Origin of the sequence: Mesorhizobium sp. M0998, assembly GCF_040318885.1 — a bacterium.
Classification (GTDB): Bacteria; Pseudomonadota; Alphaproteobacteria; order Rhizobiales; family Rhizobiaceae; genus Mesorhizobium.
Map to the genome: position 1 here is coordinate 117,520 of NZ_JAMYND010000006.1, position 26,834 is coordinate 144,353.

The window sequence follows — 26,834 nt, forward strand, 5'->3', positions numbered from 1 at the left end:
TTGGACTTTAGCGATATCTACCAAAGGATAAAATTCGAAGAGTATGACATCTCCGAGGATGAACGCGCGCAACTCACTGAATATTTGATATCTGCCGAGTCAATTTCTCGCACGGAATCGCACGCCGGTTTGCTGGTGTTCTGCTACTCAAGCGAACCGACGCCCGAGAACGTTGAATTGGTGAGGAAATTCCTTGCCAAGCATGTCGAAGACTATTCGCGAAGCGCGGCAGTGACCGGCCTCTATCGGATTTGGAAGCTGGGAACGACTCGCGACATCGATAATCTTCTGGGCCTTTTGGCACTTTGGTCAGGGGACTCTCGGCAGAGTACGTCTGTCGCTGCGATCGGGTGTGCATTCCTTCTCATGCATCGGCTTCAGGACCGCCGCCTCTCGTTAGCGCTCAGGCGATTGTTCGAAACGCTGCATGAAGCAGTCAGGCGAGACAATGATTTGGCGGTAAATTTGTTCATCTATGCATGTTGGTCGGCATACGACAATTGGGCTCAGAGCAACGGCCAGCGCCGCACTCATTTCGATACAGTCGAAAATGCTTTGCCGATTTACTGGGATCGTTCCAAATACCTCTTGGAACCAATAAACTGATGGCCAAATCCCGTATCCAGTTCATCTGCCAGAATTGCGGTTCGGTGCATCAGCGCTGGGCCGGCAAATGCGATGCCTGCGGCGAGTGGAACACGCTGGTCGAGGAAGGCACGTCAGGCGGCATAGGTTCCGGCCCGGCCAATACGCGCAATGCACGCAAAGGCCGCGCGGTGGTGCTGACCAGCCTCTCCGGCGACATCGAGGACGCGCCGCGCATCGTCTCCGGCATCGGCGAACTCGACCGCGCCACCGGCGGCGGCTTCGTGCGCGGCTCGGCGCTGCTGGTCGGCGGCGATCCCGGCATCGGCAAGTCGACGCTGCTCACCCAGGCCGCGGCCGCGCTGGCGGCAAAGGGCCACCGCATCGTCTATGTCTCGGGCGAAGAGGCGGTCGCGCAGATCAGGCTGCGCGCCCAGCGGCTCGGCGTCGCCGACACCCCGGTCGAGCTCGCCGCCGAAACCAATGTCGAGGACATCCTCGCCACCATCGCCGATGGCAAGCGGCCGGATCTGGTCATTCTCGATTCGATCCAGACGCTGTGGACCGATATGGCCGATTCGGCGCCCGGCACGGTGACCCAGGTGCGTGCCGCCGCCCAGGCGATGATCCGCTACGCAAAATCCACAGGGGCGGCGATCGTTCTGGTCGGCCACGTCACCAAGGAGGGCCAGATCGCCGGACCGCGCGTCGTCGAGCACATGGTCGACGCGGTGCTCTATTTCGAGGGCGAAGGCGGCCACCACTACCGCATCCTGCGCACGGTCAAGAATCGCTTCGGGCCAACCGATGAGATCGGTGTCTTCGAAATGTCGGATAAGGGCTTGCGGGAAGTCGCCAATCCGTCCGAGCTTTTCCTCGGTGAGCGCCATGCGAAGTCGCCCGGTGCCGCGGTTTTCGCCGGCATGGAAGGCACACGGCCGGTGCTGGTCGAGATCCAGGCGCTGGTGGCGCCATCGACGCTGGGCACACCGCGCCGCGCCGTCGTCGGCTGGGACGGTGCCCGGCTGTCGATGATCCTGGCGGTTCTGGAAGCCCATTGCGGCGTCCGCTTCGGCACGCACGACGTCTATCTCAACGTTGCCGGCGGCTACCGCATTTCGGAGCCGGCGGCCGACCTGGCAGTGGCGGCGGCACTGGTTTCCTCGCTCACCGGTCTTGCCCTTCCCGCCGATTGCGTCTATTTCGGCGAAATCAGCCTGTCGGGTGCGGTGAGGCCGGTTGCGCATGCGCAGCAGCGCCTCAAGGAAGCCGAAAAGCTGGGTTTCGGACGCGCGGTTCTGCCCTTGGGCAGCGAGGAACTTGTTGGTGGTAATGCGGTCGGGGGGATCGGAGCCAGCGCTTTCCAGCCCACCGAGCTTGCCGATCTCGTGGCGCGCATAGCCGGCTCTAGGCGCAGCCGCGCCGACGAGCAAGAGTGATGCGGCTCGTCGGGCCGTGAAAAAGAGATCGGAGTGGGGCGAAAAACATGCCGATTACGCTGCTTGACGGAATTCTCGTCGGCTTCACCCTGGTCTCGGCGATGCTCGCTATGGTTCGCGGCTTTTCTCGCGAGATCCTGTCGATCATCTCCTGGGCAGCCGCCGCGGCCGCCGCCTTCTTCTTCTACAAGCCGGTGCTGCCTTACATTCAGCCCTATGTTGACAACGAAAAGGCCGCCATGGCGGCGGCCGCCGGTATCGTCTTCATTGTCGCGCTGATCGTCGTTTCGGTCATCACCATGAAGCTCGCCGACTGGATCATCGATTCCAGGATCGGCGCGCTCGATCGTACACTTGGCTTCCTCTATGGCGCGGCGCGCGGCATCCTGGTCGTCGCTGTCGCGCTGCTTTTCTTCAATTGGCTGGCCGGCGCCAAGGCTCCAGGCTGGATTGCCAACGCCAAGTCAAAGCCATTGCTCGAATCGATCGGCGCCAAGCTCGAAAGCCTGCTGCCCGAGGATCCGGAAAACACCATCCTCAACAAGCTCAATCCGAATCAGCCGGCCACCGAGACGCCTCTGGCCCCCGACGCGCCTGCAGCGGAAGCCCCTGCCGCCGGCGACGACGCCACTGCTCCGGCACCCGACGACAGCGATGCGCCGCCGGCCGACAATGCGCCCGCGACGCCGGCACCTGCAAACCCGGCGCCGGCAAACTGATTTCGACGGACTTGCCAGGCTCAAGACTGTCGATCATGTGAACGCCGCACGACGTGCGTTGCTTTCGATGCGCTATGACCTTATATGGCGACTTTAGCGGAGCTTGAGCCCCAATGGCAGCCTCAGTGGCAGACGCAGACGACGTGCTTTCCGCCGAAGCCGATGACCATTTCCACGACGAATGCGGCGTGTTCGGCATTTTCGGCCGGCAGGACGCCGCAGCCATCGTAACGCTCGGTCTGCATGCGTTGCAGCATCGAGGCCAGGAAGCGGCCGGCATCGTTTCCTATGACGGCACCCAATTCCATGTCGAACGCCATGTCGGCCTGATCGGCGACACCTTTACTAAGCAGCGTGTCATCGACAGCCTGCAAGGCAACCGTGCTATCGGCCACACACGCTATGCCACCACCGGCGGCGCCGGTCTGCGCAATATCCAGCCTTTCTTCGCCGAACTTGCCGATGGCGGCTTTGCCGTCGCCCATAACGGCAATCTCACCAACGCCATGACCGTTCAGCGCGCCCTGCAGAAGCAAGGCGCCATCTTCTCTTCCACCTCCGACACCGAAACGCTCCTGCACCTGGTTGCCACCAGCAAGGAGCGCGACCTGAATTCGCGCTTCATCGATGCGGTGCGCCAAGTCGAAGGCGCCTTCTCGCTGGTGGCGATGACGTCCAAGAAGATGATCGGGTGCCGCGACCCGCTCGGCATCCGCCCGCTGGTGCTCGGCGATCTCGACGGCGCCTGGATTCTCGCCTCCGAGACCTGCGCGCTCGATATTATCGGTGCGCGTTTCGTGCGCGACCTGAAGCCCGGCGAAATGGTCGTCGTCACCAGCAAGGGCATCGAAAGCCTGTTCCCGTTCGAGCCGCAGAAGACCCGCTTCTGCATCTTCGAATATGTCTATTTCGCGCGGCCGGATTCGTCGGTCGAAGGCCGCAACGTCTATGAAGTGCGCAAGCGCATCGGCGCCGAGCTGGCGCAGGAAAGTCCGGTCGAGGCCGACATCGTCGTGCCGGTGCCGGATTCGGGTACGCCGGCGGCGATCGGATTTTCGCAGGCCGCGGGCATTCCGTTCGAGCTCGGCATCATCCGCAATCACTATGTTGGCCGCACCTTCATCCAGCCCGGCGATTCGATCCGCCACATGGGTGTCAAGCTCAAGCACAACGCCAACCGCCGCATGATCGAAGGCAAGCGCGTGGTGCTGGTGGATGATTCGATCGTGCGCGGCACCACCAGCCAGAAGATCGTCCAGATGGTGCGCGATGCCGGCGCCAAGGAAGTGCATATGCGCATCGCTTCGCCACCGACGCGCGCCTCCTGCTTTTACGGCGTCGACACACCGGAAAAGTCGAAGCTGCTGGCGTCGCGCATGTCGGTGGAGGAGATGGCCGAGTTCATCCGCGTCGATTCGCTCGGCTTCCTGTCGATCGACGGGCTCTACCGCGCCGTCGGCGAGGCCGGCCGCGACAACGAGCAGCCGCAATTCTGCGACGCCTGCTTCACCGGCCAGTATCCGACCCGGCTTGCCGACTTCGAAGGCTCCGACAATGTGCGCACACTGTCGCTGTTAGCGGCCGGCGGGTCGTAGGCCTTGCCGGTCCGTTTGTCTCCCTCCCCTTAGCCCCTCACGGCGGTTTCACCTTGCCTGTCGGAATCCATCGTATGAGCCTTGACCTCTCCGGCCGCGTTGCGGTCGTCACCGGCGCCTCGCGCGGCATCGGCTATTTCATCGCCAGGGAGCTTGCCGCCGCCGGTGCGCATGTGATTGCGGTTGCCCGCACCGTCGGCGGGTTGGAAGAACTCGACGACCAGATCAAGGCAGGTGGCGGACAGGCGACGCTGGTACCGCTCGATCTTGCCGACATGGCGGGGATCGACCGGCTGGGCGGCGCCATCCACGAGCGCTGGGGCAAGCTCGACATACTGGTCGCCAACGCCGCCGTGCTCGGCGTCATCGCCCCGATCGGCCATGTCGAGGCCAAGACCTTCGAGAAAGTGATGACCATCAACGTCACCGCAACGTGGCGGCTGATCCGCTCGGTCGACCCGCTGCTCAGGCTTTCCGATGCCGGCCGTGCTATCGTGCTGAGCTCCAGCCTTGCCCACTCCGCACGCGCCTTCTGGGCGCCTTATGCGGCGTCGAAGGCGGCGGTCGAGGCCATGACGCGTTCATGGGCGCATGAGACCGAAAACCTGCCGCTCAGGGTCAATGCCGCCGATCCCGGGGCAACGCGCACCGCGATGCGGGCGCAGGCCGTACCCGGCGAGGATCCTGAAACACTGCCGCACCCTTCGGAGATCGCCAAGCGAATCGTGCCGCTGGCCAGCCCCACGCTCAAGGAGACCGGGCTGATCTTCCAGGCCAAGCACAATCGCTTTGTCGCCTACCGGCAGCCGGAGTAGCCACACATCGCATTTTGCCGGAAGAATTGCGCCGGCACCAACGTTGTTCGGGTGCCACAATTCGAGAAACGGAGGACCATATGCGGAGACTGCTTCTCTTGACTGCCACCGCGCTGCTTGCAGTGATCGGCGCCGCGTCGTCGCAGGAGGCAACGATGAGCTTTTTCGTCACCAGCGTCGGCTCTGGCAAAGGCGCCGATCTCGGCGGTCTCGCCGGCGCCGACGCCCATTGTAGTTCACTGGCCGAAGCCGCGGGCGTTACCGGCAAGACATGGCGCGCCTATCTCTCGACCAGCGATACCGATGCACGCGACCGTATCGGCAAAGGCCCGTGGTTCAACGCCAAGGGCGTCAAGATCGCCGATGATGTCGCTTCCCTGCATAGCGATGCCAACGCCATCACCAAACAGACGGCACTCGACGAAAAGGGCCAAATGGTCAACGGCCGCGGCGACGCGCCCAACCGGCACGACGTGTTGACCGGCTCCAACCCGGATGGCACGAAAATAGCCGACCAGACCTGCGGCGACTGGACGCTGAGCGGAGCAGAAGGTGTGGCGATGATGGGTCATCACGATCGTACCGGCCTCGATGATTCGGCAGCCGCCAAATCGTGGAATTCCTCGCATGCGTCACGCGGTGGCTGCAGCCAGGAAGCGCTGAAGGGCACCGGCGGCGACGGCCTGTTCTATTGTTTTGCGGCGAACTGAACCAAAAAAACGACCCGACATCACGTGGCTGTGATACCGTGGCTTAACGCCGCGCTTTGGCCCAGCTTTCGCCCCTGGGCCGGAGTTGCTAGGATCGTGCGAGTCCCAAAACAAGCAGAGCGAGGAAATACTCATGGCGGCACCGAGCGTAGCGTTAGTCTGGTATCTGGTGATCGCCGGCCCGCAAGGCGGCATGGTCGTGCTGCCCAGCACATTCGACACCCGCGAACAGTGCGCCTTCGCCATAACCGAATACCAGAAGCAACCGACGCCGGCCGGCTGGTCGGTGCAGTGCGTGCCGAGCGCCTCGCCCTTCGCCGACGAGGGCGACGCCGAGGAGCCGTCGGCGCAGTAGGACAGCGTGATCTCCCCCCTTGAGGGGGAGATCGTCAGCGTCGCGCGCTTACCGTCAGCTCCGGCTTCTGACTGATGGTCTGGAACACGACGCAGTAGCGCTCGGTCAGATTGAGCAGCGCATCGATGCGCTCCTGCGGCTCGTCGGTGTCGAGGCCAAATGTCAGCCGGATGGCGCGGAAGCCAACCGGCGCATCCTTTGCCACGCCAAGCGTGCCGCGAAAGTCTAGGTCGCCTTCGGCTTCCACCGTGGCGGCCCCAAGCTTGAATTCCAGCGCCGTGGCCACCGCCTTCAGCGTGACGCCGGCGCAAGCCACCAGTGCCTCCAGCAGCATGTCGCCGGAGCAGAGTTCGAGCCCGGTGCCGCCGGTCGCCGGATGCAGCCCGGCAATGGCGATCGCCCTGCCTGTCTCGACCTTGCAGGCGATCGATTGGTCATCGATCGAGCCTTTGGCGCGGAGAGTAATCAGCGCGCGCGAGGCGTCGTCGCGATAGGCCACCTTCAGCGGCGCCTGCATGGCCTTCAATGCGATCGCGTCCATTCGTTTCTCTCCCACAGTTGCCTGGCTTCGCTGCCTAACGGCGATGCCGCCTGCCCAAACGCCAGTCCCCGCTGGCGTAGCGCTTGGCAGGGTTTCGCCGGTATAGCCTGACGATACGGGGAGCATCCAACGCCATCACACCGTCTCTCGCAACACATTCGTAAGGCCGCCGGACATATGGCCGATATCGCCATCGTGAAAACCCGCGAACGGGTTCTTGTCGGAATCCTGTTCACCGGGGCTGCCTACCTGCTGTTTTCAATGCAGGACGCCTCAAGCTGACACTATGGTGTCAGGAAGGGGCAGCGTAGGCTGGTGAGATGACGGGATCGCTGGACATGCCATGCACAGTGGAAAGCGCCCGCGAGCGTACCCTCGGCATCATCCTGGTCTCGGCATCGGCGGCCGTCTTCGGCCTCACCGGCGTGCTGACCAAATCGATCCATGCCGACCCCCTGACCATTACCTGCTGGCGCGGCTTCGTCGGCTCGATCCTGATCAGCCTCTATGTCCTATGGCGCCGCCAGCGCTCCGGCGGTCGCGACAGCTTGCGGCTCGGCTGGCGAGGCTGGCTGCTGGCGATCGAGGGCGCGCTCGCGAGCATCGCCTTTATCTCGGCGTTCAAGTTCACCTTTGTCGCCAATGTCGCGATCATCTATGCCACGGCCCCGTTCGTCACCGCGCTGCTGGCCCTCCTGTTGGTCCGCGAGCCGTTCCGGCTGCAGACGCTTGCCGCCGCCGCTGTGTCATTATGCGGTGTGGCAATCATGGTCTGGTCCGGCTTCGGCACCGGCCATTTGTTCGGCGACGGGCTGGCGCTGCTGATGACGATCGGCAGCGCGCTCTACATGATCATGGTGCGCGCCTTCCGCGACACGCCGGTGGTGTGGGCGGGTGCGGTGTCGGCATTCCTTTTGTTCGTGCTCGGCTGGTTCGTCGCCGATCCGCTGGCTGTCTCGGCCAGGGACGCTGTGCTTCTAGCCACCTTCGGCGCCTCGTTCGCGCTGGCTTCGATCCTGTGGACGGAGGGCACCCGGCTTATTCCGGCGGCCGAGTCCGGATTGCTGGGGTCAGCTGAAGTGCCATTCGCGATCCTGTTTGCCTTCCTGTTCCTGGCGGAGATCCCGCCGGCAGCCAGCATGGTCGGTGGCGCCATCGTGCTTTGCGCGGTGTTCGCTCACGCCGGCCGCGACTGGCTGATGGCCAGGCAGCGCGCAGCGGATGCATGACCAATCCTCGCCGCGTCCGAGCGCGAGTTGGTGGTCCGATCACGAGAAATCCGGTCCTGAAAATTAATTTGAAAAGTCATGGAACCATCATAGGGCTCAGGCATTATGGCTGCGACGGGCCACCCCAAGTCCCCCCAAACCCCTCGGCCCGTCCTACTCAGAAGCCGACCGCAAGGTCGGCTTTTTCTTTGCTGGCTCAATTGGCCAAGGCCAGGTTGCCGCTGAACAACGCTGCCAGATCCTGCGCCGGCCGGTCGGCATCCTCACGCAAGCGGACGGCGAATTCGGCGACCGGCACCGGCGGCAGATCAAGATCGCTCGGCGCCTCGACGATGCCGGAATGAGCGAAGCGCGCCGTCCTCAACGTCAAGGCGATGCCGGCGTGCACCGCCGTACGCAGGCCGGCAAGGCTGGCACTGCCAGCAGCAATGCGGTAGCGACGGCCGGCCGCATCGAGTGCACTGGTCGCCGCTTCGCGAAACCCGCAATGGGGATCGAGCAGCGCCAGGGGCAGTTCGTCGTGGCGGGTGGCCAGCCCGTTCTGTGAGCAAAGCCAGATCATTGGTTCCTTGAGCACACCGACTTCGTCCCGTGTCGGCACCTGCCGCATGGCAATGGCCAGATCAAGGGTGCCGGCCTGCAAAGCCTGCGCCAGTTCGGCGGAACGGCCGACGCGCAGTTCGATCCTGACGCGCGGATGGCTGACAGCAAAAGCCCTGAGAAGCTGCGGCAAGCCGCTGTCGGCGAAATCCTGCGTGGTGCCGATGGCGACGCGCCCGTCGGCGTGCGCGCCTTTGAGGGCCAGCCACGCCTCGCGGTGCGCGGCAAGGATGCGACGCGCGTGAACGATCAGATCCTCGCCTGTCGGCGTCAGGCCGCGCCCTCGCCCCTGCGGCACCAGCAGCGGTTCGCCGACAACATCCTCCAGCCGCTGCATCTGCGCGGTCACTGCGGACGGCGAGCGACCGACGATCGACGCGGCCCGCGCCAGGGAACCGCCATCGACGAAAGCGAGGAAAGTCTTGAGGAGGTCGGGATCGAACAACTGCATAATTCGATGCTATCAAAGTGTTTATCAAAAACAATTCTATTTTTTTGATCAAAGGACGATGGCATGATTTTCTCGACGGCGAAGAGGCGCCGCTTGAAACCGAGGAGAAGAAACATGCCGATCATCAATGTCAGCGTTACCGGCAAGCCCGATGCCGCTTTGTCCGCCGCCATTGCCAGGGAAGTGACCGAACTGACAGCCACGCATCTGCGCAAGGAAGCGACGATCACAGCTGTTGCCATTTCCTATCACGACCCCGAGCACTGGTTCGCCGGCGGCAAGTCGCTGGCCGAGCATGGCACCAACACGGCCTGGCTCGACATCAAGGTTGTCGACGGTACCAACACCAAACTCGAACTGGAGGCGTATCTGCAGGCAATTTTCGCGGCATTCGGCCGGCTGCTGGGTAAGGTGCATGAGGAAAGCTACGCCCTCGTGCATGAAGTGCCTGCGGCCGCCTATGGCTTTGGCGGCAAGACGCAGGAATTCCGCTTCATCAGCGGAAGGATGAAAGCGGCGTAGCTGCGATAAGCAGCCGAGCCGAATCAACATAGGCGAATCAAACATAGGAGAGAGGGAAAAATGGAGCCGCATTGACGTTGATCCAACTTCGGCTAGGTTCTCACCCGAAGCGGCCGGTGAAGAGCCGCGACGTGAGATCGTTGGGAGATGCGGCGATGATCCTGACACTGGCGCTGCTTGCGGGTCTTGTCGCGGCCTGGCTGCTGATCGGCGTGGTGGAGAAGTTCCGCCTCGGCCTGCGTTTGAGCCAGGCGCTGCTCTACGTGCCGTTCAAGCTCGCCTACCGGATCAGCGACGACCGCATCAAGATTGCGCGCAGGTCGGTGGCCCCGGTCATCTATGTCATCTGGCATCAGTCACGCATCGAGCCGGCGCTGATGCTGTCGCTGCTGCCGGAGGATACGCTGCACATCCTCGACCAGGCTTCGGCCAGATCGCCGTGGCTGGAGCCGTGGCGCGAGCTCGGCCGCACCATCGCCTTCAACGCCGAGCATGTCTTCGTCAGCCGCAGATTGGTGCGGGTGCTGAAGGGCAAGGGCCGGCTCGCCGTTTACCTGCCGGATGCGGTCGAGCCAGACGTCAAGTCGTTTCGGTTGTTTCGCGCCATCACCCGTATCGCCATGCAGGCCGACGCCCGTATCGTGCCGGTCTTCGTTGCCGGCGCACGCAGCCTGCCGGCCTCGCTGACGCCGGCGGACAAGGCGCCGCGCCATTGGTTTCCGCAGCTGTCGATCAGCGCGCTGGAGCCGATGACCATCGCCGAGCTGGTGGCGCGGAACCCAGATCAGGCCTCCAACACCAATGCGCTGTTTGATCGCTTCGCCGAGGCCAGGCTTTTCGGCAGTGATCTCGACCGAGGGCTGTTCCTCGCCATGCGCGATGCGGCCGATCGTGTTGGCGCTTCGCACCCAATAATCGAGGACGTCATTGGCGGTGCCCTGAGCTACCGGAAAGTGTTCATCGGCGCCAGGGTTTTGGGCCGACGGTTCGAGGCAATAACAGCGCCGGGCGAAGCGGTTGGGCTGCTCCTGCCCAACGCCAATGGCGTCGTGCTGTCGTTCGTCGGACTTCTGTCGGCTGCGCGGGTGGCAGCAATGATCAACTATACCGCCGGCCCGGCCAGCGTCACCGCCGCCGTCCGCACGGCAATGATCCGCACCGTGGTCTCCTCACGCGCCTTTGTCGAAAAGGCCAACCTCGCCGACATCGTCGAGGCGGTGGAAAAGGGCGGGGCGAAACTGCTGTGGCTGGAGGATGTCCGCGCAAGCGTGACCGTGCTGGACAAGGCCGCAGCCGCCTTGCTGTGGCGCCGGCCGTTGCAGCGCCAGGATGCGGCCAAGCCGGCGGTGATCCTGTTCACCTCCGGCTCGGAAGGCACGCCCAAGGCCGTGGTGCTGTCGCACCGGAATCTTCTTGCCAATGCGATGCAGGCGGAAGCCCGCATCACCATCTCGCCGGCCGATATCCTGCTCAACGTGCTGCCGGTGTTCCACTCGTTCGGGCTGACCGGCGGCACCATCCTGCCGCTGGTCACCGGAGTAAAGCTGTTCCTCTACCCGTCACCGCTCCACTACAAACTTATTCCGGAGGTGGCGCGCAAGGTCCGGCCGACGGTGATGTTCGGCACCGACACGTTCCTCGCCAACTATGCCCGCACCGCCAAGGACGGCGATTTTTCCAGCCTGCGCTTCGTCGTGGCCGGTGCCGAGGCGGTGAAGCCGGAGACGCGCCGGGTTTACCGCGAGCGCTTCCAGGCCGAGATCATCGAAGGTTTTGGCTTGACCGAGGCCGCACCAGTGGTTGCCGTCAACACCGCCATCCACGGCCGCGACGGAACGGTCGGGCGGCTGCTGCCGGCCATGCGCATGAAACTCGAACCGGTCGAAGGCATCAGCGACGCCGGCCGGCTGTGGCTCGACGGGCCGAACCTGATGATGGGCTACATGACCGGCGACCGGCCGGGCGAGTTGCAGCCGCTCGAAGGCTGGCACGATACCGGCGATATCGTTTCGGTCGATCGCGAAGGCTTCATCACCATTCGCGGCCGCGCCAAGCGCTTCGCCAAGATAGCCGGCGAGATGGTATCGCTTGGCGCGGTCGAGATGCTGGTGCAGTCGCTGTGGCCGGAAGAGCATCACGCCGTGGTGGCAGTGCCGGACAAGCGGCGCGGCGAGCGCCTCGTTCTGGTCACCACGGCCGACAATGCCGATCCCGACGAATTGCGCGAATTCGGCAAAAAAGCCGGGGCGGCCGAACTGATGGTGCCGAACGACATCGTCAAGGTCGAGGAGATCCCGGTACTGGGCTCCGGCAAGACCGACTATGTCTCGACTAGAAAGCTGGCGCTCGAGAGGCTGGGACTGAGCGCAGCCGCCTGAGGCTTGCTGTCGAAAATTCTAAAGCGCGTCGCGTTCGACCGGCCTTGTGCGACGCGCTTTAGATTCTTGTTTTTATGCATGTCGTTATCGCAAAACCGCTGCACACTTTTGCGCGAATGCATTAGAGGACTACCACCGACAACAGCAGAATGACGCCGACGGCCATCATCAGCAGGCCCGGCCAGTTCTGCGACAGGCCGAGAAAACGGAGCCCGCGTCGTCGCGGCTCCAGAGTCGGACCTGGTGTTGCGAGATTGGGCGTCGGACTGTCCGGCGCGGTGGAGACAGCGGCCGGCTCACTAAGCCGCCCGCGCATGATGGCCGCAATCGCCATATACACGAGGCCGGCGACAGTCAGTAACGCGCCGATGAGGATGACAGCCATTTCTCCTCGTTTTCCGATGGTTCTGCGCCCGATGCGGCAGCTTGCGCTACGTTGACGACGTATCACGAGCAGCCGCTCAGGCGGACCTACCAACACAAACGGTCTAGCCGCCCAGCAAGTTCCGAAAACGGGGTTTTTGAGGTGCGTTCCACAGCGCCGCGTGCTCTGCGAGCCTTTTTGGAATCATGCACTGCCAGGCGCAACGCGAACTGGCACCAAATCCGTCAGCCAATATCCGAGGACGGCACCTTCTCGCCTTCGCGCTTGGCGCGTCTCGAATAGGCCCGCACGCTGAACGGCAAGAAGACCAGATAGCCGGCAACCGAGGCCGTCAGCGTATACCAGGGATAGGTCATCAAAAGCAGGACGTAGAGGACGACTGCGAGGATGATCGGCAGCACCCTGTCGCCCGGTATCCTGACGCTCTTGCCGGAATAGACGGGCAGTCTGCTGACCAGCAGGAACGCCACCAATATTGTAAAGCCGGTGGCAATGAAGGCTGCCAGGCGGCTGGGTTCAAGCCCAAGCCTGAGGAAGAACAGATAGAGCGGCAGCATTACAAGCACCGCACCCGCCGGCGCCGGCACGCCGACGAAATATTCGGTTTGCCACTGCGGACGGTCGAGCTCTTCGTCGAGCACGTTGAAACGGGCAAGCCTCATCCCACAGGCGATGGTGAACAGCAGCGCGGCGATCCAGCCCGGCGAACCTGCCCTGTCGAGCAGAAAGGCATAGAGCACCAGCGCCGGTGCCACGCCGAAATTGACGATATCGGCCAGCGAATCCATCTGGGCGCCGAATTTGGAAGTCGCCTTCAGCATTCGCGCTAGACGGCCGTCGATACCATCGAGGAAGGCGGCGAGCAGCACCATCACCACCGCTGGCTCGAAGCGGCCCTCGAAGCCGAAGCGAATACCGGACAGGCCGGCGCAGATGGCAAGCACCGTGACCAGATTGGGCAGCACCATGCGCATCGGGATTTCGCGAATGCGCGGGCCACCGCCGCCATGCGCCTCGAATTTCTTGAACGGCGGCGCCACCGGTCAGGAGACCCGCACGAGCGGCGTTGCGGCAACGCCGCCGAATTCCGCCAGCACCGTCTCACCGCCAACCGCGGTCTGGCCGACGGCGACACGCGGCGTCGCGGTCGAGGGCAGGAATACATCGACGCGCGAGCCAAAGCGGATCAGCCCGAAGCGCTGGCCGGTGCCGATGGCGCCGCCGGGCTCGGCCCAGCAGACGATGCGCCGCGCCACCAGGCCGGCAATCTGCACCGCGGCGACCGTTCCATTGGGGCTTTCGATGACCAGCCCGTTGCGCTCGTTCTCGGTGCTTGCCTTGTCGAGCTCGGCGTTGAGGAATTTTCCTGGTCGATGCTCGATCCTGGAAATGCGGCCACGCACCGGCGAGCGGTTAACGTGGCAGGAAAAGACGTTCATGAATACCGAGATGCGGGTCATTTCGCCGCCGCCGAGGCCAAGCTCGCGCGGCGGCACGGCCGGGCCAACCGCCGAGACGATGCCGTCGGCCGGGCTGACAACCAGCCGGTCGTCGATCGGCGTGACGCGCTCGGGATCGCGGAAGAAATAGGCGCACCAGGCCGTCAGGATGAGACCGATCCAGAACAGGGTCGAGGAGAAATAGCCAAGAAAGAGCGTCGCCGTGCCGAACGCAGCGATAAAGGGATAACCCTCGCGGTGGATCGGAACGAACGCATTCTTGATCGTGTCAACGAGGCTCATGGGATGAGGGCAACCTTGGTTCCAGGTCCGGCCTCAATAGCGGAAACACCCCGCGGTCGCAACGCGACAATGAGAGCGCTCGGGGGTGGCGGTCACCGCCGTTTCAGGATGCCGTTAGCAGCATCCGGACTGCCGAAGTGATCAACCGGAAATGTTCATTGCGATTGTCGGAACGCAGCACTCCCGCCCGTCCTTGGCAAGACAGCGCCTCTCATGGCCTTTCGGCCATGACGATTTTGCGCAAATCTGGAGGTTCTCGGCCCATGCAGAAATCAGGACTTAGGCAAGTGCAAGTGGTGATGAACGGCTTGGCCTTCGGCGAGTCACCGCGCTGGCACGATGGCCGGCTGTGGTTCTGCAACTGGGGCACAGGCCAGATCATCGCAGTTGACGCCCTAGGCAACAGCGAGATCGCGCTCACCGTGCCGGCCACCCTGCCCTATTCCATTGACTGGCTGCCGGACGGGCGCCTGCTTGTCGTGTCCGGCCGCGAAGGGCTGATCCTCAGGCAGGAGGCAGACGGGACATTGGTCACCCATGCCGATCTGAGACAACTATCAAAGAGCCCGTGGAACGAGATCGTCATCGATGGACGCGGCAACATCTATGTCAATGGTGGTGGGCCTGCTCCGGGTCCCGGCCAGCATTTCGGCCCCGGCGCCATCGTGCTGGTCGCGCCTGACGGCTCGGTTCAGCAGGTGGCTGAGAACCTCGCCTTCGCCAATGGCATGGCGGTGACGCCCGACAACAAGACGCTTATCGTTGCCGAGTCCCACGCCAACCGGCTGACCGCCTTCGACATCGCTGCCGATGGTGGCCTTTCCAAACGCAGGATCTGGGCCAATCTCGGCAACGGTTTTCCCGACGGCATCTGCCTCGATGCCGAAGGTGCGGCGTGGTACGCCGACGTTCCGAACCGGCATTGCGTGCGGGTGCGCGAGGGCGGCGCGATGCTCGAAAGCGTCGACGTCGATCGCGGCTGTTTTGCCTGCATGCTCGGCGGCAGCGAGGGAAAAACGCTGTTCATCGTCGCCGCCGAATGGCGCGGCTTCGAACATATGATTAGCGATGCCCGTACCGGCCAGGTGCTCAGCATCGAGGCTGCCGCGCCGGGCGCGGGCTGGCCGTAGAAGAGCTTACACCCCGGGAATCCGCTGATAGTTGGCGATATCGGCCTTGACGCCAAGTCGCGCAATGGTCTCCTGAGGATTGAAGCCGCTGCGCTCATGCGCAGCCTTGATGATCGGCACGACCTTGTCGACAGCGGCCTGCCCTTCCCATTCGACAATGGTTACGAGGTTGAACTCCCCCGGCCCCGAGAATTGCTCGAGCAGGAAATCCTGGACGAACCCTTGCTGCTGGCGCAGCAAATCATGCGTCATCTGGACCTTGGCAAGAATCTCCTCGCGGGCGTTGGCCGGAACGACAAACTTGTCCACCCGGAATACACTGCCGCCACTAACTGCCTGATTTATCCCATTCATATCGATTGTCTCCGTTTTTGAACGACGCATCTTGCTGCGATCCAAAACGGCCTACGATCTCAACTTAAGTTGAGGTCAAGCACGAATTTTCAGCTCACCTCCGAGGTGCGGCGGCGGACGATGACGCCGAACTCGTCGCTTTCGCGGGCAATGCGCAGCCGCTCCTCGGCCTCGCTTGCCTCGCGCTGGCGGTCCCACATCGATGCATAAAGGCCGCGCTTGGCTATCAAGGCGACATGGGTGCCGCGCTCGGCGATCTGGCCATCCTGCAGGACGATGATCTCGTCGGCCGAAATCACTGTGGACAGCCGATGGGCGATGACGAGGGTGGTGCGGCCCTGGCTGACCAGGTCGAGTGCCGCCTGGATCTCCTGCTCGGTGTGGCTGTCCAGCGCCGAGGTCGCCTCGTCGAGCATCAGGATGGGCGGTGCCTTCAAAATGGTGCGGGCAATCGCCACCCGCTGCTTCTCGCCGCCGGACAGTTTTAATCCGCGCTCGCCGACCATTGAGCGATAGCCGTCGGGCAGCCGCTCGATGAACGGTCCGATCTGGGCCAGTTCTGCCGCCTTGCGCACATCCTCCTCGCTGGCGCCGACGCGGCCGTAGCGGATGTTGTAGGCGATGGTGTCGTTAAACAGCACCGTGTCCTGCGGCACCATGCCGATGGCAGCGCGCAAGCTCTCCTGCGTCACGTCGCGAATGTCCTGGCCGTCGATCAGAATCTTGCCGCGCTGGATGTCGTAGAAGCGAAACAAAAGCCGCGAAATGGTCGACTTGCCGGCTCCGGAGGGGCCGACGATGGCCACCGTCTTGCCGGCTGGCACCTCGAAGCTGATGCCCTTCAGGATCTTGCGCTTGGGGTCGTAGGAAAAATGTACGTCGCGGAACTCGACCCTGCCGGCATCGACGACCAGCGGCTTGGCGCCCGGCCGATCGACGATCTCACGCTTGACGTCGAGCAGATCGAACATGTTTTCGATGTCGGTCAGGCCCTGGCGAATTTCGCGGTAGATCATGCCGATGAAATTCAGCGGCACCGAAAGCTGCATGAGCATGGCGTTGACGAAGACGAAATCGCCGACGCTCTGTGTGCCCGCCTTCACCTCGAGCGCCGACATCACCATGACGACGGTCATGCCGATACCGAAGATCACACCTTGGCCGAAGTTCAGCCAGCCAAGCGAGGTCCAGGTCCTGGTCGCCGCCACCTCGTAGCGCGCCGTGGACCGGTCGAACCGCTCGGCCTCCATGGTTTCGTTATTGAAATATTTGACTGTTTCGTAGTTGAGCAGCGAGTCGATCGCCTTCGTGCTGGCTTCATTGTCGCTTTCGTTCATCTCACGGCGGATCGAAATACGCCAATCGCTCGCCCTGACGGTGAACCAGACATAGAGCCAGACCGTGACCGCGATCACCAAGACGTATAGCCAGCCATAGGTGACGGCGAAGATGCCGGCGGTGAGCGCGAATTCGACGATTGTCGGCGCCGTCGCCAGCATGGTGAAGCGGACGATCGTCTCGATGCCCTTGGTGCCGCGCTCGATGACGCGCGACAGTCCGCCGGTGCGCCGTTCGAGGTGGAAGCGCAGCGACAGTTCGTGCATGTGCACGAAGGTGCGGAAGGCGAGCCGGCGCACCGCATGCTGGCCGACCCGTGCAAACAGGGCGTCGCGTAACTGGTTGAAGCCGAGCTGCACCAGCCGTACGGCATTGTAGGCGACGACCAGCATGACCGGCGCCAGCAGCAGGGCCGGCAGCGGCGGCGGCGATTTGCTATCGCCGGCCAGTGCGTCGGTCGCCCATTTGAAGAAATAGGGTCCGGCCACCAGGGTCAGCTTGGCGACAACCAGCAGTACGGTGGCCCATACCACCCGGGCCCTCAGGTCCGCGCGGTCGGCCGGCCACATATAGGGCCAGAGATTGCGCAACGTTCTGAAGGTCGAGCCGGAATCTGCGGAAACGGTTTTCTCGGCCATTTTTGTTTACCTTATGATTTTAGCGGCCGGAGCAGCAGGAATCGACCAGCGCGGCTAGCGATGCCGAAACATCGGCGAGCGCGGCGCGGTCGAGCTCATAGCGGGAGCGCTGGCGGTCAGGCTCGAAGCGGATCAGCCCGGCCTCGACCAGGACCTTCAAATGCTGGGAAACGGTGGACTGCGCCAGATCGAGATGCTCGACGACCTCGCGACAGCAGCAGGAACGGCTTGCGGAAAGGTGTTTGAGAATTTCGATCCGCGCTGGATGCGAAAGGGCCGCGAGCCGGACAGCGACAGCGCGGCTATCCGGCATGCAGTTGGCCGGCGTGCAGTTGGCCGGCGGGCGTTCATCTGCCGCGCGGCTTCGGTCCGTTACGAGGGGGGATTCGGTCATCGTCCATCGGCGATAAACGATGACTGGCCCTGCCGCAAGCTATCCTGATGGGCAGAACGGCTATTCGGCCTTGACTGGCGCCGTCGTCATCTGGTCGCCCATTGCCTTGAGATCGGCGGGCTCGCCTTCCTTCGATTTCTCCGGCACCTTGAACACCTGCCCCGGCCAGATGCGGTTCGGATTGCTGATCTGGTCCTGGTTGGCGAGATAGATGGTCGAGTAGCGCATGCCCTGGCCATAGACCCGCCGCGAAATCCGCCACAGCGTGTCATGGCGGCGGATGATGACTGCACCATCGGCATGTTCGAGCTTTGGCGCCACGGTCTCGGGAGTTTCGCCCGGAGGCGTTGCGACAGCCATTTCGGCCGGGGCCTCGGTTGCAGGAGCGGGGGCAGTTGCGGGCGTTTCGGCGGCCGTTGCCGGTGCGGCTTCGGTCGCCGGAGCATTCGGCTCGGCTGGTTTTATCCCGGCAGGCTTCTGCTCGGCCGGCGCCACGGCCGCAACCGCCTCACCAGGCTCGCGCTCGAACGGCACAGCCGCACGGGCCACCACCGTCACGCCGTTGGCGTCGAGCGCATCGACGTGGATGGTGTAGGTGCCGACCGGGATGTCGCGTGTCGCTTCGACCAGGAAGTGGCGGTCGGGCGACGTCTTCGCGTCACCGAGCAGGATATCGTTGGCATACGCACGCACCTTGCGGCCGGGATCGGCGACGCCGGCAACGAAAATCTTGTTGCCGTCGATTTCGACAGCTTCGACGACGATCTTCCGCTCCGCCGCGGAAGTAGCGGGCGCTGCCGGTGTGGCGGGCGCTGCCGGAGCCGGCGCGGCTTCAACAGCGGCCGGCGCGGCAGGAGCAGACGCTGCTGGAACGTCAGCCGCCGGGGCGGCTGGCGCCGGCGCTGCGGCAGCCGGCAATTCGGTGCCGGTGGCGGGTGGCTGAACGGCCACCTGTTCGCCGACAGGCGGCGAGGCGTCAGATTTCGCCTGAGGGGCCGGAACAGTGAGCAGTTCGGACGGCTTGCCCGGCTCCTCGACCATTGCCAGCACCTGGCCGGTGGAATTCTGGGGGATCGAAACGACGGCGGTCTGCGCCGAGGCGGTCACGACATTGCCAGCCGTCGAGCGCAGTGTGATCGTGTAGTCGCCGGGCTTCAGCGGATCGTCGAGAATAATGGCAAAGGCGCCGTCGGGACCGGCGACCGTCGAGCCGAGCACAGCCGAACCGTTGAGAATCTCGACCTTAGCGTTGGGCGCCGCATTGCCGGCGACGACGATCGAGCCGTTGCTTTCGACGCGCACGATGTCGAAGGTCGGCACGATTGCACCTGCTGTGGCCGGCGCGGCGGGCGCTGCCGCATCGGTGGACGCGGCAGACGCAGGCGGCAGCCGGTCCTCGGTCGCCGGAGCGGCCGGTTTCGAAGCCGGCGGCGTCAGCGCCGCGACCTCCGCAGGCCGGGTAGAATTGAGATACGGGTCGAGTGCGCCCGATACATAGGCGGTTCCCGCTGCTGCGACAGAGCCGCCAGCGGCGAACAAAAACGCCTTCAATGGATTAATTGCCATGTTTCCCTGCCCCTTAGCCACCTAATTTCGGTCTAGCCTGTTTTGCCAAAGCCGACAAGAAAAAGCCCGCCCCGGGGCTTGACCATGCCTATAGTCCCTATCACCAATCATAACATGAACACGATTCGATCTGTCTGCGTCTATTGCGGCTCGTCCTCGGGCCGAGATGAGACCTATATCAAGGCCGGACACCTGCTTGGCCGCTCGATCGCCAAGTCCGGCCTGCGTCTGATTTATGGCGGCGGCACTAAAGGGATCATGGGTGCCGTCGCTGAAGGGGCATTGAAGGCCGGTGGCAAGGTAACCGGCATAATTCCACGCTTTCTGATCAACCGGGAGGCGACCGAAACCGCGCTTAACCGGCTCGACGAGCTCGTCATCACCGACAACATGCACGAGCGCAAGCACAGGATGTTTGAGAAATCCGACGCCTTTGTGGCGTTGCCCGGCGGCATCGGCACGGTCGAGGAGATCGTCGAGATCATGACTTGGGCGCAGCTCGGCCATCACCGCAAGCCGATCGTCTTCGGCAACGTCGGAGGGTTCTGGGATCCGATGCTGGCGTTGCTCGACCACATGGCAACGGAGGGCTTCATCCACACGGCGCAACGGGTCAAGCCGCTGGTGGTCGAGGATCCGGAAGCAATCGTCGCCGCTATCATGGTGGCGGGATCCTCCGTCGATGCACCGACGGAGGGTGTGCAGTCGGTGATTGATAAGATGTAGAGTGAATGGTGAATGGTGAATGGTGAATGGTGAATGGTGAATGGTGAATGGTGAAGTAGAAGACTTTCCAAACCGGCGCCTGTCCATTCACTATTCACTATTCACTCCTTGCCTACTGCCTTCCTCAAGTCTCCGATGACCGCACGCTTGTCCTGACGCCGCCAGGCGAGATGGATCGAGACGGTGCGTTCAAACCACGGCAGATCGCGAAACACGGTCTGAGGCGGCGCGGTACTCCGCAGGCTGGCCTGCACCGTCGCCAGCCCAAGCCCGGCGCTGACAGGCCCAACGACGTCAACGGATCGGTCGTCTCATAGGCAATGTCGGGCAGGAAGCCCGCCTTCGCGCAGGCGGCGAGAAATTGGCTGCGGTTGGTGTCGTCAGGCTGGCGCACCACCGTGATCCAGGTGCGTCCGTCCAGTTGCTGCGGCAGTATCTCCGCGATTTCTGCCAATGGATCGCCTTCCGGCATCGCCAGAACCAGCGGCTCGCGCATAATGAGCATGGCGGCGATGTCGGGATCGTCGGCAGGAGGAGGCGTGTAGACGAGGCCCAGATCGAGCGATCGTTCGCGCAGCGCTTCGATCTGGGCGGCGGAACGCTGACCCTTAAGTTGAAGATGAAATTCGGGCCGGTCGCGGCGAAACTGGCGCAGCATCCGAGCGACAAGCCCGGCATGGACCGCACCTTCCACATAACCGATGGCGAGACGGCCGACCGTACCGCTGGCGAGATTGCGGGCGAGCTCCTCCAGCCGTCTTGCATGAGCCAGCAGCGCACGCGCCTCGGCAAGAAAAGCGCGGCCCTCGGCATTGAGATGAACACGCTGCCTCGCCCTCTCGAACAGTGCGACGCCCAGCTGCTCCTCCAGCTGAATGATCTGACGGCTGAGCGGCGACTGCGAGATGTGCAGCAATTCGGCGGCACGCCCGACGTTGCCGGTTTCGGCCACCGTGATGAAATAGCGAAGCTGGCGCAGGTCGAACATTGTTGCTTCGATGCTCAAGTCCCGTGAGGTCTCAAATTTAGCCTAATCAGTCTTGGACTGTCTGGCCAGCAGAAGCGAATATTTCCGCCATTCCAACGGCCAACATCAGGAGATTCCGATGCAGTTCTTTGCCCTTCTAGCGCGCAACACCGAAAAGTTCACCGACGCCGATTTCGCGCCGCTGCTGCCTGGCGAGGCCGAGCAGCGCCGCACGCTCTATGCCGAAGGCGCCGTGCGTCAGGTGTGGAATCGGGGCGACATTCCCGGCAGCGGCATGATGTTCGAAGCCGGCAGCGATGCCGACGTGCGCCACGATCTTGCAACTTTGCCGCTGGTCAAGGCCGGCATGATGGATATTGCCGCCGTCGTGCCGCTGCAGCCATATCCCGGCTTCGGGCCGAAGCGCTGAGCGCTCGTGAAAGACGCGGCTGCCGGCATTAAGACCGGCCAGCCGCCTTTCTTCGTTACGCGGCTCGAGCTGATGCGGAAACGGTCTTGCGCGCCGAAGAAACCATCGACCAGGAGTACATCGCCAGTGCCGCCCAGATCAGCCCGAAGGCTATGGCCTGAACACTGCCGAAAGGTTCGCCGAAAATCAGCACCGCGATCAAAAAGACGATCGTCGGCGCGATATATTGCATGATGCCGATGGTGGAGAGGCGCAGCAGCCTGGCGCCGAACGCAAACAACAGCAGCGGCACGGCGGTGACCGGACCGCAGCCGATCAGCAAGGCGGTGTCGTTCAGCGAGCTCGAGACGAAATGATCCTGTCCTGTGGCGATCAGGAAGATGATGTAGCCGAGTGCCGGCACCGACAGCAGCAGCACTTCAAGCAGGAAGCCCTGGCTCGGGCCGATTGGCAGCGTCTTGCGGAAGAAGCCATAGGCGGCAAAGGAAAAGGCTAGCACCAGCGACACCCAGGGCAGTTTGCCGGCGTCGATGGTCAGCACCGCGACCGCGATTGCCGCCAGCACCACCGCCGCGATCTGCAGGCGGTCGAGCCGCTCGCCGAGGAGCAGCGCGCCGACAACGACGCTGACCAGCGGGTTGATGTAGTAGCCGAGCGCGGTCTCGATGGTGCGGTCGACCGCGATCGCCCAGACATAGATGCCCCAGTTGACCGAGATCAGCGCCGCCGTCAGCACCGCCATCGAAATGATGCGCGGCGAACGAACTGCCGCTTTGAAATCGGCAGTGCGACCGGCCCAGACCAGGACAGCGGCCGCGATCGGCACCGACCAGACGATGCGGTGGGCGATAACTTCGGCCAGCGGCAGATGCGCGACAGCCTTCATGTAGAAGGGCAGCAGCCCCCAAAGCAGGTAGGCGCCGAGCGCCAGCAGGAAGCCGCGACGAGCTTTGGTATCGGCATCGATTTGAAGTGCTTGGGTAGCCATGGCCCAAGGCTATGCGCCAGCGGCTTGCCCAAAACCATCGCAAATTGCTGATGGATCAATGGAGTCTTGCTGATGGTTCAACACGACCGCTAAACGTCGAACAATTGCCGCTGTCTGCGAGAGTGATTGCAGGCCCGGCACGACACGGTCTCAAGGCGGAGCAGGCTTCTCCTTGAGTTCGAAAAAGACGTTGTCGGGCGAACCTTCATCGTGCCTAAAGCCCGTCAGTTCCGCCGCAAGATCGAGGGGAAGGTCAAAAACAAGATCGACCTCTGTACCTTTGCTATCTTCTTCATCCTGCTTTGAAAAACACTGTTGCTTCAGCGCGCTTCGAAAGACGCGGGGAGATCACCCGTGACATGCAAGTCCCGCACGGTCTTGTCGCCGCTGTGCCAGACTTTCCAGATGTTCCTTCCGTCGCGCCAGAGCTCGGCGCGCGCGAACATTACATGCTCTTCTACGTGCGCGATCACGATTTCCCGCTCTTGCGAAATCGCGGCCAGATATTGCTGAGGCGGGTTCGGAAAGCTGCAGGGATCGAGGATGATGATCGCCCAGTTCTTTTCGCTGGCATAGGCGTTCACAGGCGCTTCGAAAATCTCCGATGGATCGCCAATCTCGCGCCCGAACAACGCCGCAGCTTCTTTTATCCCGTAACCGCGAAAGCCCAGCCAACTTATCGAAAAGCCCATTTCTTACTCCGCCGCCGCCAAGCCCGCCATGTCGCGGTTCTTCATCAGCTTATAGACGATCGAATCCATCAGCGCCTGGAAGGAAGCATCGATGATGTTTTCGGAGACGCCGACCGTCCACCAGCGCGCACCGGTGCCGTCATGCGATTCAATCAGCACGCGGGTGATCGCCTCGGTGCCGCCGTTGAGGATACGCACCTTGAAGTCGGCCAGTTCGAGATCGGCGATCTCGCTCTGGAATTTGCCGAGATCCTTGCGCAGCGCAATGTCGAGCGCGTTGACCGGGCCGTGGCCTTCGGCCACCGACATCTTCTCCTCGCCCTCCACCAGCACTTTCACGATCGCCTCCGAGACCGTCTTCAGCTGGCCGTTGGCGTCGAACCGGCGCTCGACCATGCAGCGGAAAGAAGTGACGCGGAAGAATTCCGGCAGGCCGTGCAGCATCTTGCGCGCCAAAAGCTCAAAGCTGGCGTCGGCACCTTCGTAGGCATAGCCCTCGGCCTCGCGCTCCTTGACCACGGCGATCAGCGCGTCGAGGCGATGGTCGTCCCGGGGCATGTCGATGCCACGCCGTTTCAGCTCAGCCAGGAAATTGGCCTTGCCGCCCTGGTCCGAAACCATGACGCGGCGGCGGTTGCCGACGGTCTCTGGCGGCACATGCTCGTAGGTCGCCGGCTCCTTTGCCAGCGCCGAGGCATGGATGCCGGCCTTGGTAGCAAAAGCGGAGGCGCCGACATAGGGCGCCTGCGCTTCGGGCGCACGGTTCAGCAACTCGTCGAAGGCGCGGGACAGGCGCGATATACCGGTCAACGCCTCTGCCGAAATGCCTGTAGCAAAGCGGCCCGAAAAGGCCGCCTTTAACGCCAATGTCGGCACGATCGAGATCAGGTTGGCGTTGCCGCAGCGCTCGCCGATGCCATTCAGCGTGCCCTGGATCTGGCGGACGCCGGCCTCCACGGCGGCAAGCGAATTCGCCACCGCCTGGCCGGTGTCATCATGGGCGTGGATGCCGAGATGGTCGCCCGGTATGCCAGCGGCGATCACCTTTTCGACGATGGCGCGCACCTCGGAGGGCTGCGTGCCGCCATTGGTGTCGCACAGCACCACCCAGCGCGCGCCGGCATCGTAGGCCGTCCTGGCGCAGGCCAGCGCATAATCGGGGTTGGCCTTGAAGCCGTCGAAGAAATGCTCGCAGTCGACCATCGCCTCCTTGCCAGCAGTGAGCGCCGCCTCGACCGAGGCCTTGATCGCCTCGAGGTTCTCCTCATTGGTGCAGCCGAGCGCGACGCGGACATGGTAGTCCCAACTCTTGGCGACGAAACAGATGGCGTCCGACTTCGACTGGACCAGCGCGGCAAGCCCAGGATCGTTCGAGATCGACACTCCTGCCCGTTTGGTCATGCCAAAGGCAACGAACTTGGCATCGGCCGTGCGACGCTCGGCAAAGAAGGCGGTGTCGGTTGGATTGGCGCCGGGGTAGCCACCCTCGACGTAGTCGATGCCGAACTCGTCGAGCAGCTTGGCGATCGCGATCTTGTCCTCGACGGAGAAGTCGATACCCGGCGTCTGCTGACCATCGCGCAGCGTGGTGTCGAACAGATAAAGGCGCTCGCGAGCCATGGTCATTTCCCGGCAAACATGTCCGTTGCGCGGATCAGCCTGTCGAGGATACCCGGCTCCGAATAAGCGTGGCCGGCGCCTTCGATCAGATGGAAATCCGCTTTCGGCCACGCCTTGTGCAGCGCCCAGGCGTAGCACGCCGGGCACGGCATGTCGTAGCGGCCGTGAACGATGGTACCCGGGATATCCTTAAGCTTCCATGCATCGCGCAGCAGCTGTCCCTCTTCCAGCCAGCCGGCATGGACGAAATAGTGGTTCTCGATGCGGGCGAAAGCCAGGGCATAATCATCCTGGCCGAAGGGACCGCTGGTTTCCGGTTCCGGCAGCAGCGTGATCGTCTCGCCCTCCCACAGGCTCCAGGCGCGGGCGGCCTCGACCTGCGCCACAGGATCGCTGCCGACCAGCCGTTTGCGGTAGGCGGCCATCATGTCGCCGCGCTCGGCCTCCGGGATCGGCGCCAGAAACCGCTCCCACTTGTCGGGGAACATCTCCGACACGCCGAACTGGTAGTACCATTCGAGTTCGGCGCGGGTCAGCGTGTAGATGCCGCGCACGACCAGTTCGCTGACCCGCTCGGGGTGGGTCTCGGCAAAGGCCAGCGCCAGCGTCGAACCCCACGAACCGCCGAACACCAGCCATTTGTCGAAGCCGCACATTTTTCGCAGGCGCTCGATGTCGGCGACCAGGTGCCAGGTGGTGTTGGCTTCAAGCGAGGCATTAGGCGTCGATTTTCCGCAGCCGCGCTGGTCGAACAGGATGACATCGTACAGCTTCGGATCGAACAGCCGCCGGTGCTTTGGCGAAATGGTGCCGCCCGGCCCGCCATGCAGGAAGACAGCCGGCTTGGCCCCTCTGGTGCCGGAGCGCTCCCAATAGACCTGATGGCCATCGCCAACGTCGAGCATGCCGGACTCTAAAGCCTCGATCTCGGGATAGAGGGTACGGAATTCGCTGCTCATAATTTCAGGCCCTGCTGCGGCCAGTTGGCCGTCTCGTGATCGGGATGCTGGAAGGAGATGATGGATTCCTGTCGCGCGTAGAAATCCGGGTCGTCATGGATCGGCGCGTCGAAGATCGTCTCGACCCAAGGCAGCCTGGCGGCGTAGTTAACCTGGATCTGCGGCGCCAGATCGGAACGGTCGTCGAAGGCGCCGATGGCGATCTCCAGCGCGCCGGGCTGGCGGTAGGTCAGCGGTGTGCCGCAGCGGGTGCAGAAGCCGCGATCGATGTTGACCGACGACTGAAAGTAACTCGGCTCCTCGCGCACCCATTCGACGCCGTCGCTCGGCACTGTCACCAGCGCGCCGAAAAACGACCCGAACTGTTTCTGGCACATGCGGCAATGACAAATGGACGGGCGGCCGAGCGCGCCGTGGATGCGGAAGCGCACGGCGCCGCACTGGCAGCCGCCGGTACGAACGGTTTCGGTCATGATTTTTCCTCCGGCGGCCATTGTTCGGTGTCGTGGTCGGGATGTTGGTAGGAGACGAGATCGGCGAGATAGGAGGCCGGCGAGACGTCGGCCATCGTTTCCTCACCTGGCAATTCGTGGACGTGATCCACGTACGGGAGCTTGGCTTCGACACCCCATTGGATGGTCGGCGCAATCTCCTCGGGGTGGTCGAATGTGGCGATGGCGAGGGCCACCCCGTCGGGCGCTTCGAAGGTCAGCGGCGTGCCGCATTCGGCACAGAAACCGCGCAAAGCCGCGTTGGACGAGCGGAAGCGTTTGGGCTCACCGCGCGTCCAGTCCAGCCTTGCGCCGCGCACCGAGACCAGCGGCAGGTAGAAATTGCCGCTCGCCTTCTGGCACATGCGGCAATGGCATACGGAAGCATCGCCGAGAGCTCCTTCGACGCGGAAGCGCACCGCGCCGCACTGGCAGCCGCCTGTATAGACTGGTCTGTTGTCGAGGCTCATCGCGC

At 63.2% G+C, this 26,834-nt stretch carries 30 protein-coding genes; 14 read left to right on the plus strand and 16 right to left on the minus strand.

What is annotated here, in order from left to right; all coding sequences use genetic code 11:
- The 7 genes from NKH59_RS08130 to NKH59_RS08160 all read left to right on the plus strand — a co-directional run bounded on the left by NKH59_RS08130 (position 1) and on the right by NKH59_RS08160 (position 6,218).
- Positions 1–606, plus strand: a complete 606-nt coding sequence (locus tag NKH59_RS08130; RefSeq protein WP_353021464.1) for a hypothetical protein — start codon at positions 1–3, stop codon at positions 604–606.
- A complete protein-coding gene (gene radA, locus NKH59_RS08135) occupies positions 606–2,024 on the plus strand; it encodes a DNA repair protein RadA (protein ID WP_352471084.1) in 1,419 nt (472 codons plus the stop codon). Before NKH59_RS08130 ends, radA begins: the two co-directional genes overlap by 1 nt.
- A gap of 47 nt (positions 2,025–2,071) precedes the next feature.
- Entirely contained in the window at positions 2,072–2,743 is a 672-nt protein-coding gene (locus NKH59_RS08140; protein WP_353021466.1) for a CvpA family protein, read from the plus strand.
- A 125-nt stretch (positions 2,744–2,868) separates the two neighbouring features.
- Complete coding sequence (gene purF / locus NKH59_RS08145; protein WP_023677717.1) at positions 2,869–4,338, plus strand: amidophosphoribosyltransferase; 1,470 nt, start codon at positions 2,869–2,871, stop codon at positions 4,336–4,338.
- Positions 4,339–4,412: 74 nt separating this feature from the next.
- Positions 4,413–5,153, plus strand: a complete 741-nt coding sequence (locus NKH59_RS08150; protein WP_254820236.1) for an SDR family NAD(P)-dependent oxidoreductase — start codon at positions 4,413–4,415, stop codon at positions 5,151–5,153.
- A gap of 80 nt (positions 5,154–5,233) precedes the next feature.
- Positions 5,234–5,863 (plus strand): hypothetical protein, encoded by a 630-nt coding sequence (locus NKH59_RS08155; RefSeq protein WP_353021468.1) that lies wholly within the window; start codon positions 5,234–5,236, stop codon positions 5,861–5,863.
- Positions 5,864–5,996: 133 nt separating this feature from the next.
- Complete coding sequence (locus NKH59_RS08160) at positions 5,997–6,218, plus strand: hypothetical protein (protein ID WP_254820234.1); 222 nt, start codon at positions 5,997–5,999, stop codon at positions 6,216–6,218.
- Between the two features lie 34 nt (positions 6,219–6,252).
- On the opposite strand, the gene NKH59_RS08165 is transcribed toward NKH59_RS08160, so the two are convergent.
- Positions 6,253–6,759: an OsmC family protein gene (locus NKH59_RS08165; protein ID WP_353021470.1), complete on the minus strand. Its 507-nt coding sequence runs from the start codon at positions 6,757–6,759 to the stop codon at positions 6,253–6,255.
- 320 nt (positions 6,760–7,079) lie between these two features.
- On the opposite strand from NKH59_RS08165, the gene NKH59_RS08170 reads away from it, so the two are divergent.
- The gene (locus NKH59_RS08170) at positions 7,080–7,988 is read left to right on the plus strand and encodes a DMT family transporter (RefSeq protein WP_502899634.1); all 909 of its coding nucleotides are present in this window, start codon (positions 7,080–7,082) and stop codon (positions 7,986–7,988) included.
- A gap of 196 nt (positions 7,989–8,184) precedes the next feature.
- On the opposite strand, the gene NKH59_RS08175 is transcribed toward NKH59_RS08170, so the two are convergent.
- On the minus strand, positions 8,185–9,039 hold the full coding sequence (locus NKH59_RS08175) for a LysR substrate-binding domain-containing protein (protein ID WP_352835450.1): 855 nt from the start codon (positions 9,037–9,039) through the stop codon (positions 8,185–8,187).
- 114 nt (positions 9,040–9,153) lie between these two features.
- Here NKH59_RS08175 and NKH59_RS08180 point away from each other — a divergent pair, with 114 nt between their 5' ends.
- Positions 9,154–9,561, plus strand: coding sequence for a tautomerase family protein (locus NKH59_RS08180; RefSeq protein ID WP_353021472.1), 408 nt, complete (start codon positions 9,154–9,156; stop codon positions 9,559–9,561).
- Between the two features lie 155 nt (positions 9,562–9,716).
- Positions 9,717–11,939 carry an AMP-binding protein gene (locus tag NKH59_RS08185; RefSeq protein WP_352743315.1) on the plus strand — a complete coding sequence of 741 codons (2,223 nt, stop codon included), beginning with the start codon at positions 9,717–9,719 and terminating at the stop codon, positions 11,937–11,939.
- A 121-nt stretch (positions 11,940–12,060) separates the two neighbouring features.
- Here the strand turns inward: NKH59_RS08185 and NKH59_RS08190 are convergent, their stop codons facing one another.
- The 3 genes from NKH59_RS08190 to NKH59_RS08200 all read right to left on the minus strand — a co-directional run bounded on the left by NKH59_RS08190 (position 12,061) and on the right by NKH59_RS08200 (position 14,066).
- Positions 12,061–12,324 (minus strand): hypothetical protein, encoded by a 264-nt coding sequence (locus NKH59_RS08190; RefSeq protein ID WP_352471079.1) that lies wholly within the window; start codon positions 12,322–12,324, stop codon positions 12,061–12,063.
- A gap of 224 nt (positions 12,325–12,548) precedes the next feature.
- Entirely contained in the window at positions 12,549–13,364 is an 816-nt protein-coding gene (locus NKH59_RS08195) for a CDP-alcohol phosphatidyltransferase family protein (RefSeq protein ID WP_023677728.1), read from the minus strand.
- 3 nt (positions 13,365–13,367) lie between these two features.
- Positions 13,368–14,066 carry a phosphatidylserine decarboxylase gene (locus NKH59_RS08200; RefSeq protein WP_352471078.1) on the minus strand — a complete coding sequence of 233 codons (699 nt, stop codon included), beginning with the start codon at positions 14,064–14,066 and terminating at the stop codon, positions 13,368–13,370.
- 263 nt (positions 14,067–14,329) lie between these two features.
- On the opposite strand from NKH59_RS08200, the gene NKH59_RS08205 reads away from it, so the two are divergent.
- Entirely contained in the window at positions 14,330–15,196 is an 867-nt protein-coding gene (locus tag NKH59_RS08205) for an SMP-30/gluconolactonase/LRE family protein (RefSeq protein WP_352979832.1), read from the plus strand.
- A 6-nt stretch (positions 15,197–15,202) separates the two neighbouring features.
- Here NKH59_RS08205 and NKH59_RS08210 read toward each other — a convergent pair whose 3' ends face one another.
- From NKH59_RS08210 to NKH59_RS08225, 4 genes are all read right to left on the minus strand, one after another.
- Positions 15,203–15,550: an antibiotic biosynthesis monooxygenase gene (locus tag NKH59_RS08210; protein WP_352972858.1), complete on the minus strand. Its 348-nt coding sequence runs from the start codon at positions 15,548–15,550 to the stop codon at positions 15,203–15,205.
- A gap of 89 nt (positions 15,551–15,639) precedes the next feature.
- Positions 15,640–17,526 carry an ABCB family ABC transporter ATP-binding protein/permease gene (locus tag NKH59_RS08215; protein ID WP_353021475.1) on the minus strand — a complete coding sequence of 629 codons (1,887 nt, stop codon included), beginning with the start codon at positions 17,524–17,526 and terminating at the stop codon, positions 15,640–15,642.
- A 19-nt stretch (positions 17,527–17,545) separates the two neighbouring features.
- Positions 17,546–17,920: an ArsR/SmtB family transcription factor gene (locus NKH59_RS08220; RefSeq protein ID WP_353021477.1), complete on the minus strand. Its 375-nt coding sequence runs from the start codon at positions 17,918–17,920 to the stop codon at positions 17,546–17,548.
- Positions 17,921–17,980: 60 nt separating this feature from the next.
- A complete protein-coding gene (locus tag NKH59_RS08225; protein WP_353021479.1) occupies positions 17,981–19,486 on the minus strand; it encodes a LysM peptidoglycan-binding domain-containing protein in 1,506 nt (501 codons plus the stop codon).
- Positions 19,487–19,600: 114 nt separating this feature from the next.
- Between NKH59_RS08225 and NKH59_RS08230 the strand changes: the two genes are divergently transcribed.
- Positions 19,601–20,212 carry an LOG family protein gene (locus NKH59_RS08230; RefSeq protein WP_352501912.1) on the plus strand — a complete coding sequence of 204 codons (612 nt, stop codon included), beginning with the start codon at positions 19,601–19,603 and terminating at the stop codon, positions 20,210–20,212.
- A 124-nt stretch (positions 20,213–20,336) separates the two neighbouring features.
- On the opposite strand, the gene NKH59_RS08235 is transcribed toward NKH59_RS08230, so the two are convergent.
- Positions 20,337–21,218: a LysR family transcriptional regulator gene (locus tag NKH59_RS08235; protein WP_353021481.1), complete on the minus strand. Its 882-nt coding sequence runs from the start codon at positions 21,216–21,218 to the stop codon at positions 20,337–20,339.
- Between the two features lie 100 nt (positions 21,219–21,318).
- Here NKH59_RS08235 and NKH59_RS08240 point away from each other — a divergent pair, with 100 nt between their 5' ends.
- A complete protein-coding gene (locus NKH59_RS08240; RefSeq protein WP_352501833.1) occupies positions 21,319–21,609 on the plus strand; it encodes a muconolactone Delta-isomerase family protein in 291 nt (96 codons plus the stop codon).
- A gap of 55 nt (positions 21,610–21,664) precedes the next feature.
- On the opposite strand, the gene rarD is transcribed toward NKH59_RS08240, so the two are convergent.
- Complete coding sequence (gene rarD, locus NKH59_RS08245; protein WP_352501832.1) at positions 21,665–22,597, minus strand: EamA family transporter RarD; 933 nt, start codon at positions 22,595–22,597, stop codon at positions 21,665–21,667.
- 126 nt (positions 22,598–22,723) lie between these two features.
- On the opposite strand from rarD, the gene NKH59_RS08250 reads away from it, so the two are divergent.
- Positions 22,724–22,903: a hypothetical protein gene (locus tag NKH59_RS08250; RefSeq protein WP_353021484.1), complete on the plus strand. Its 180-nt coding sequence runs from the start codon at positions 22,724–22,726 to the stop codon at positions 22,901–22,903.
- Between the two features lie 14 nt (positions 22,904–22,917).
- On the opposite strand, the gene NKH59_RS08255 is transcribed toward NKH59_RS08250, so the two are convergent.
- The 5 genes from NKH59_RS08255 to NKH59_RS08275 are packed head-to-tail and all read right to left on the minus strand — an operon-like array spanning position 22,918 to position 26,829.
- Positions 22,918–23,289 carry a hypothetical protein gene (locus tag NKH59_RS08255; protein WP_353021486.1) on the minus strand — a complete coding sequence of 124 codons (372 nt, stop codon included), beginning with the start codon at positions 23,287–23,289 and terminating at the stop codon, positions 22,918–22,920.
- 3 nt (positions 23,290–23,292) lie between these two features.
- Positions 23,293–24,915, minus strand: a complete 1,623-nt coding sequence (gene cimA / locus NKH59_RS08260; RefSeq protein ID WP_353021488.1) for a citramalate synthase — start codon at positions 24,913–24,915, stop codon at positions 23,293–23,295.
- Positions 24,912–25,868, minus strand: a complete 957-nt coding sequence (pip, locus tag NKH59_RS08265; protein ID WP_352818256.1) for a prolyl aminopeptidase — start codon at positions 25,866–25,868, stop codon at positions 24,912–24,914. The genes cimA and pip overlap by 4 nt, the downstream gene beginning before the upstream one ends.
- Positions 25,865–26,341, minus strand: a complete 477-nt coding sequence (locus NKH59_RS08270) for a GFA family protein (protein WP_352835472.1) — start codon at positions 26,339–26,341, stop codon at positions 25,865–25,867. The genes pip and NKH59_RS08270 overlap by 4 nt, the downstream gene beginning before the upstream one ends.
- Complete coding sequence (locus tag NKH59_RS08275) at positions 26,338–26,829, minus strand: GFA family protein (protein WP_352471066.1); 492 nt, start codon at positions 26,827–26,829, stop codon at positions 26,338–26,340. The genes NKH59_RS08270 and NKH59_RS08275 overlap by 4 nt, the downstream gene beginning before the upstream one ends.
- Between the last annotated feature and the right edge of the window lie 5 nt (positions 26,830–26,834).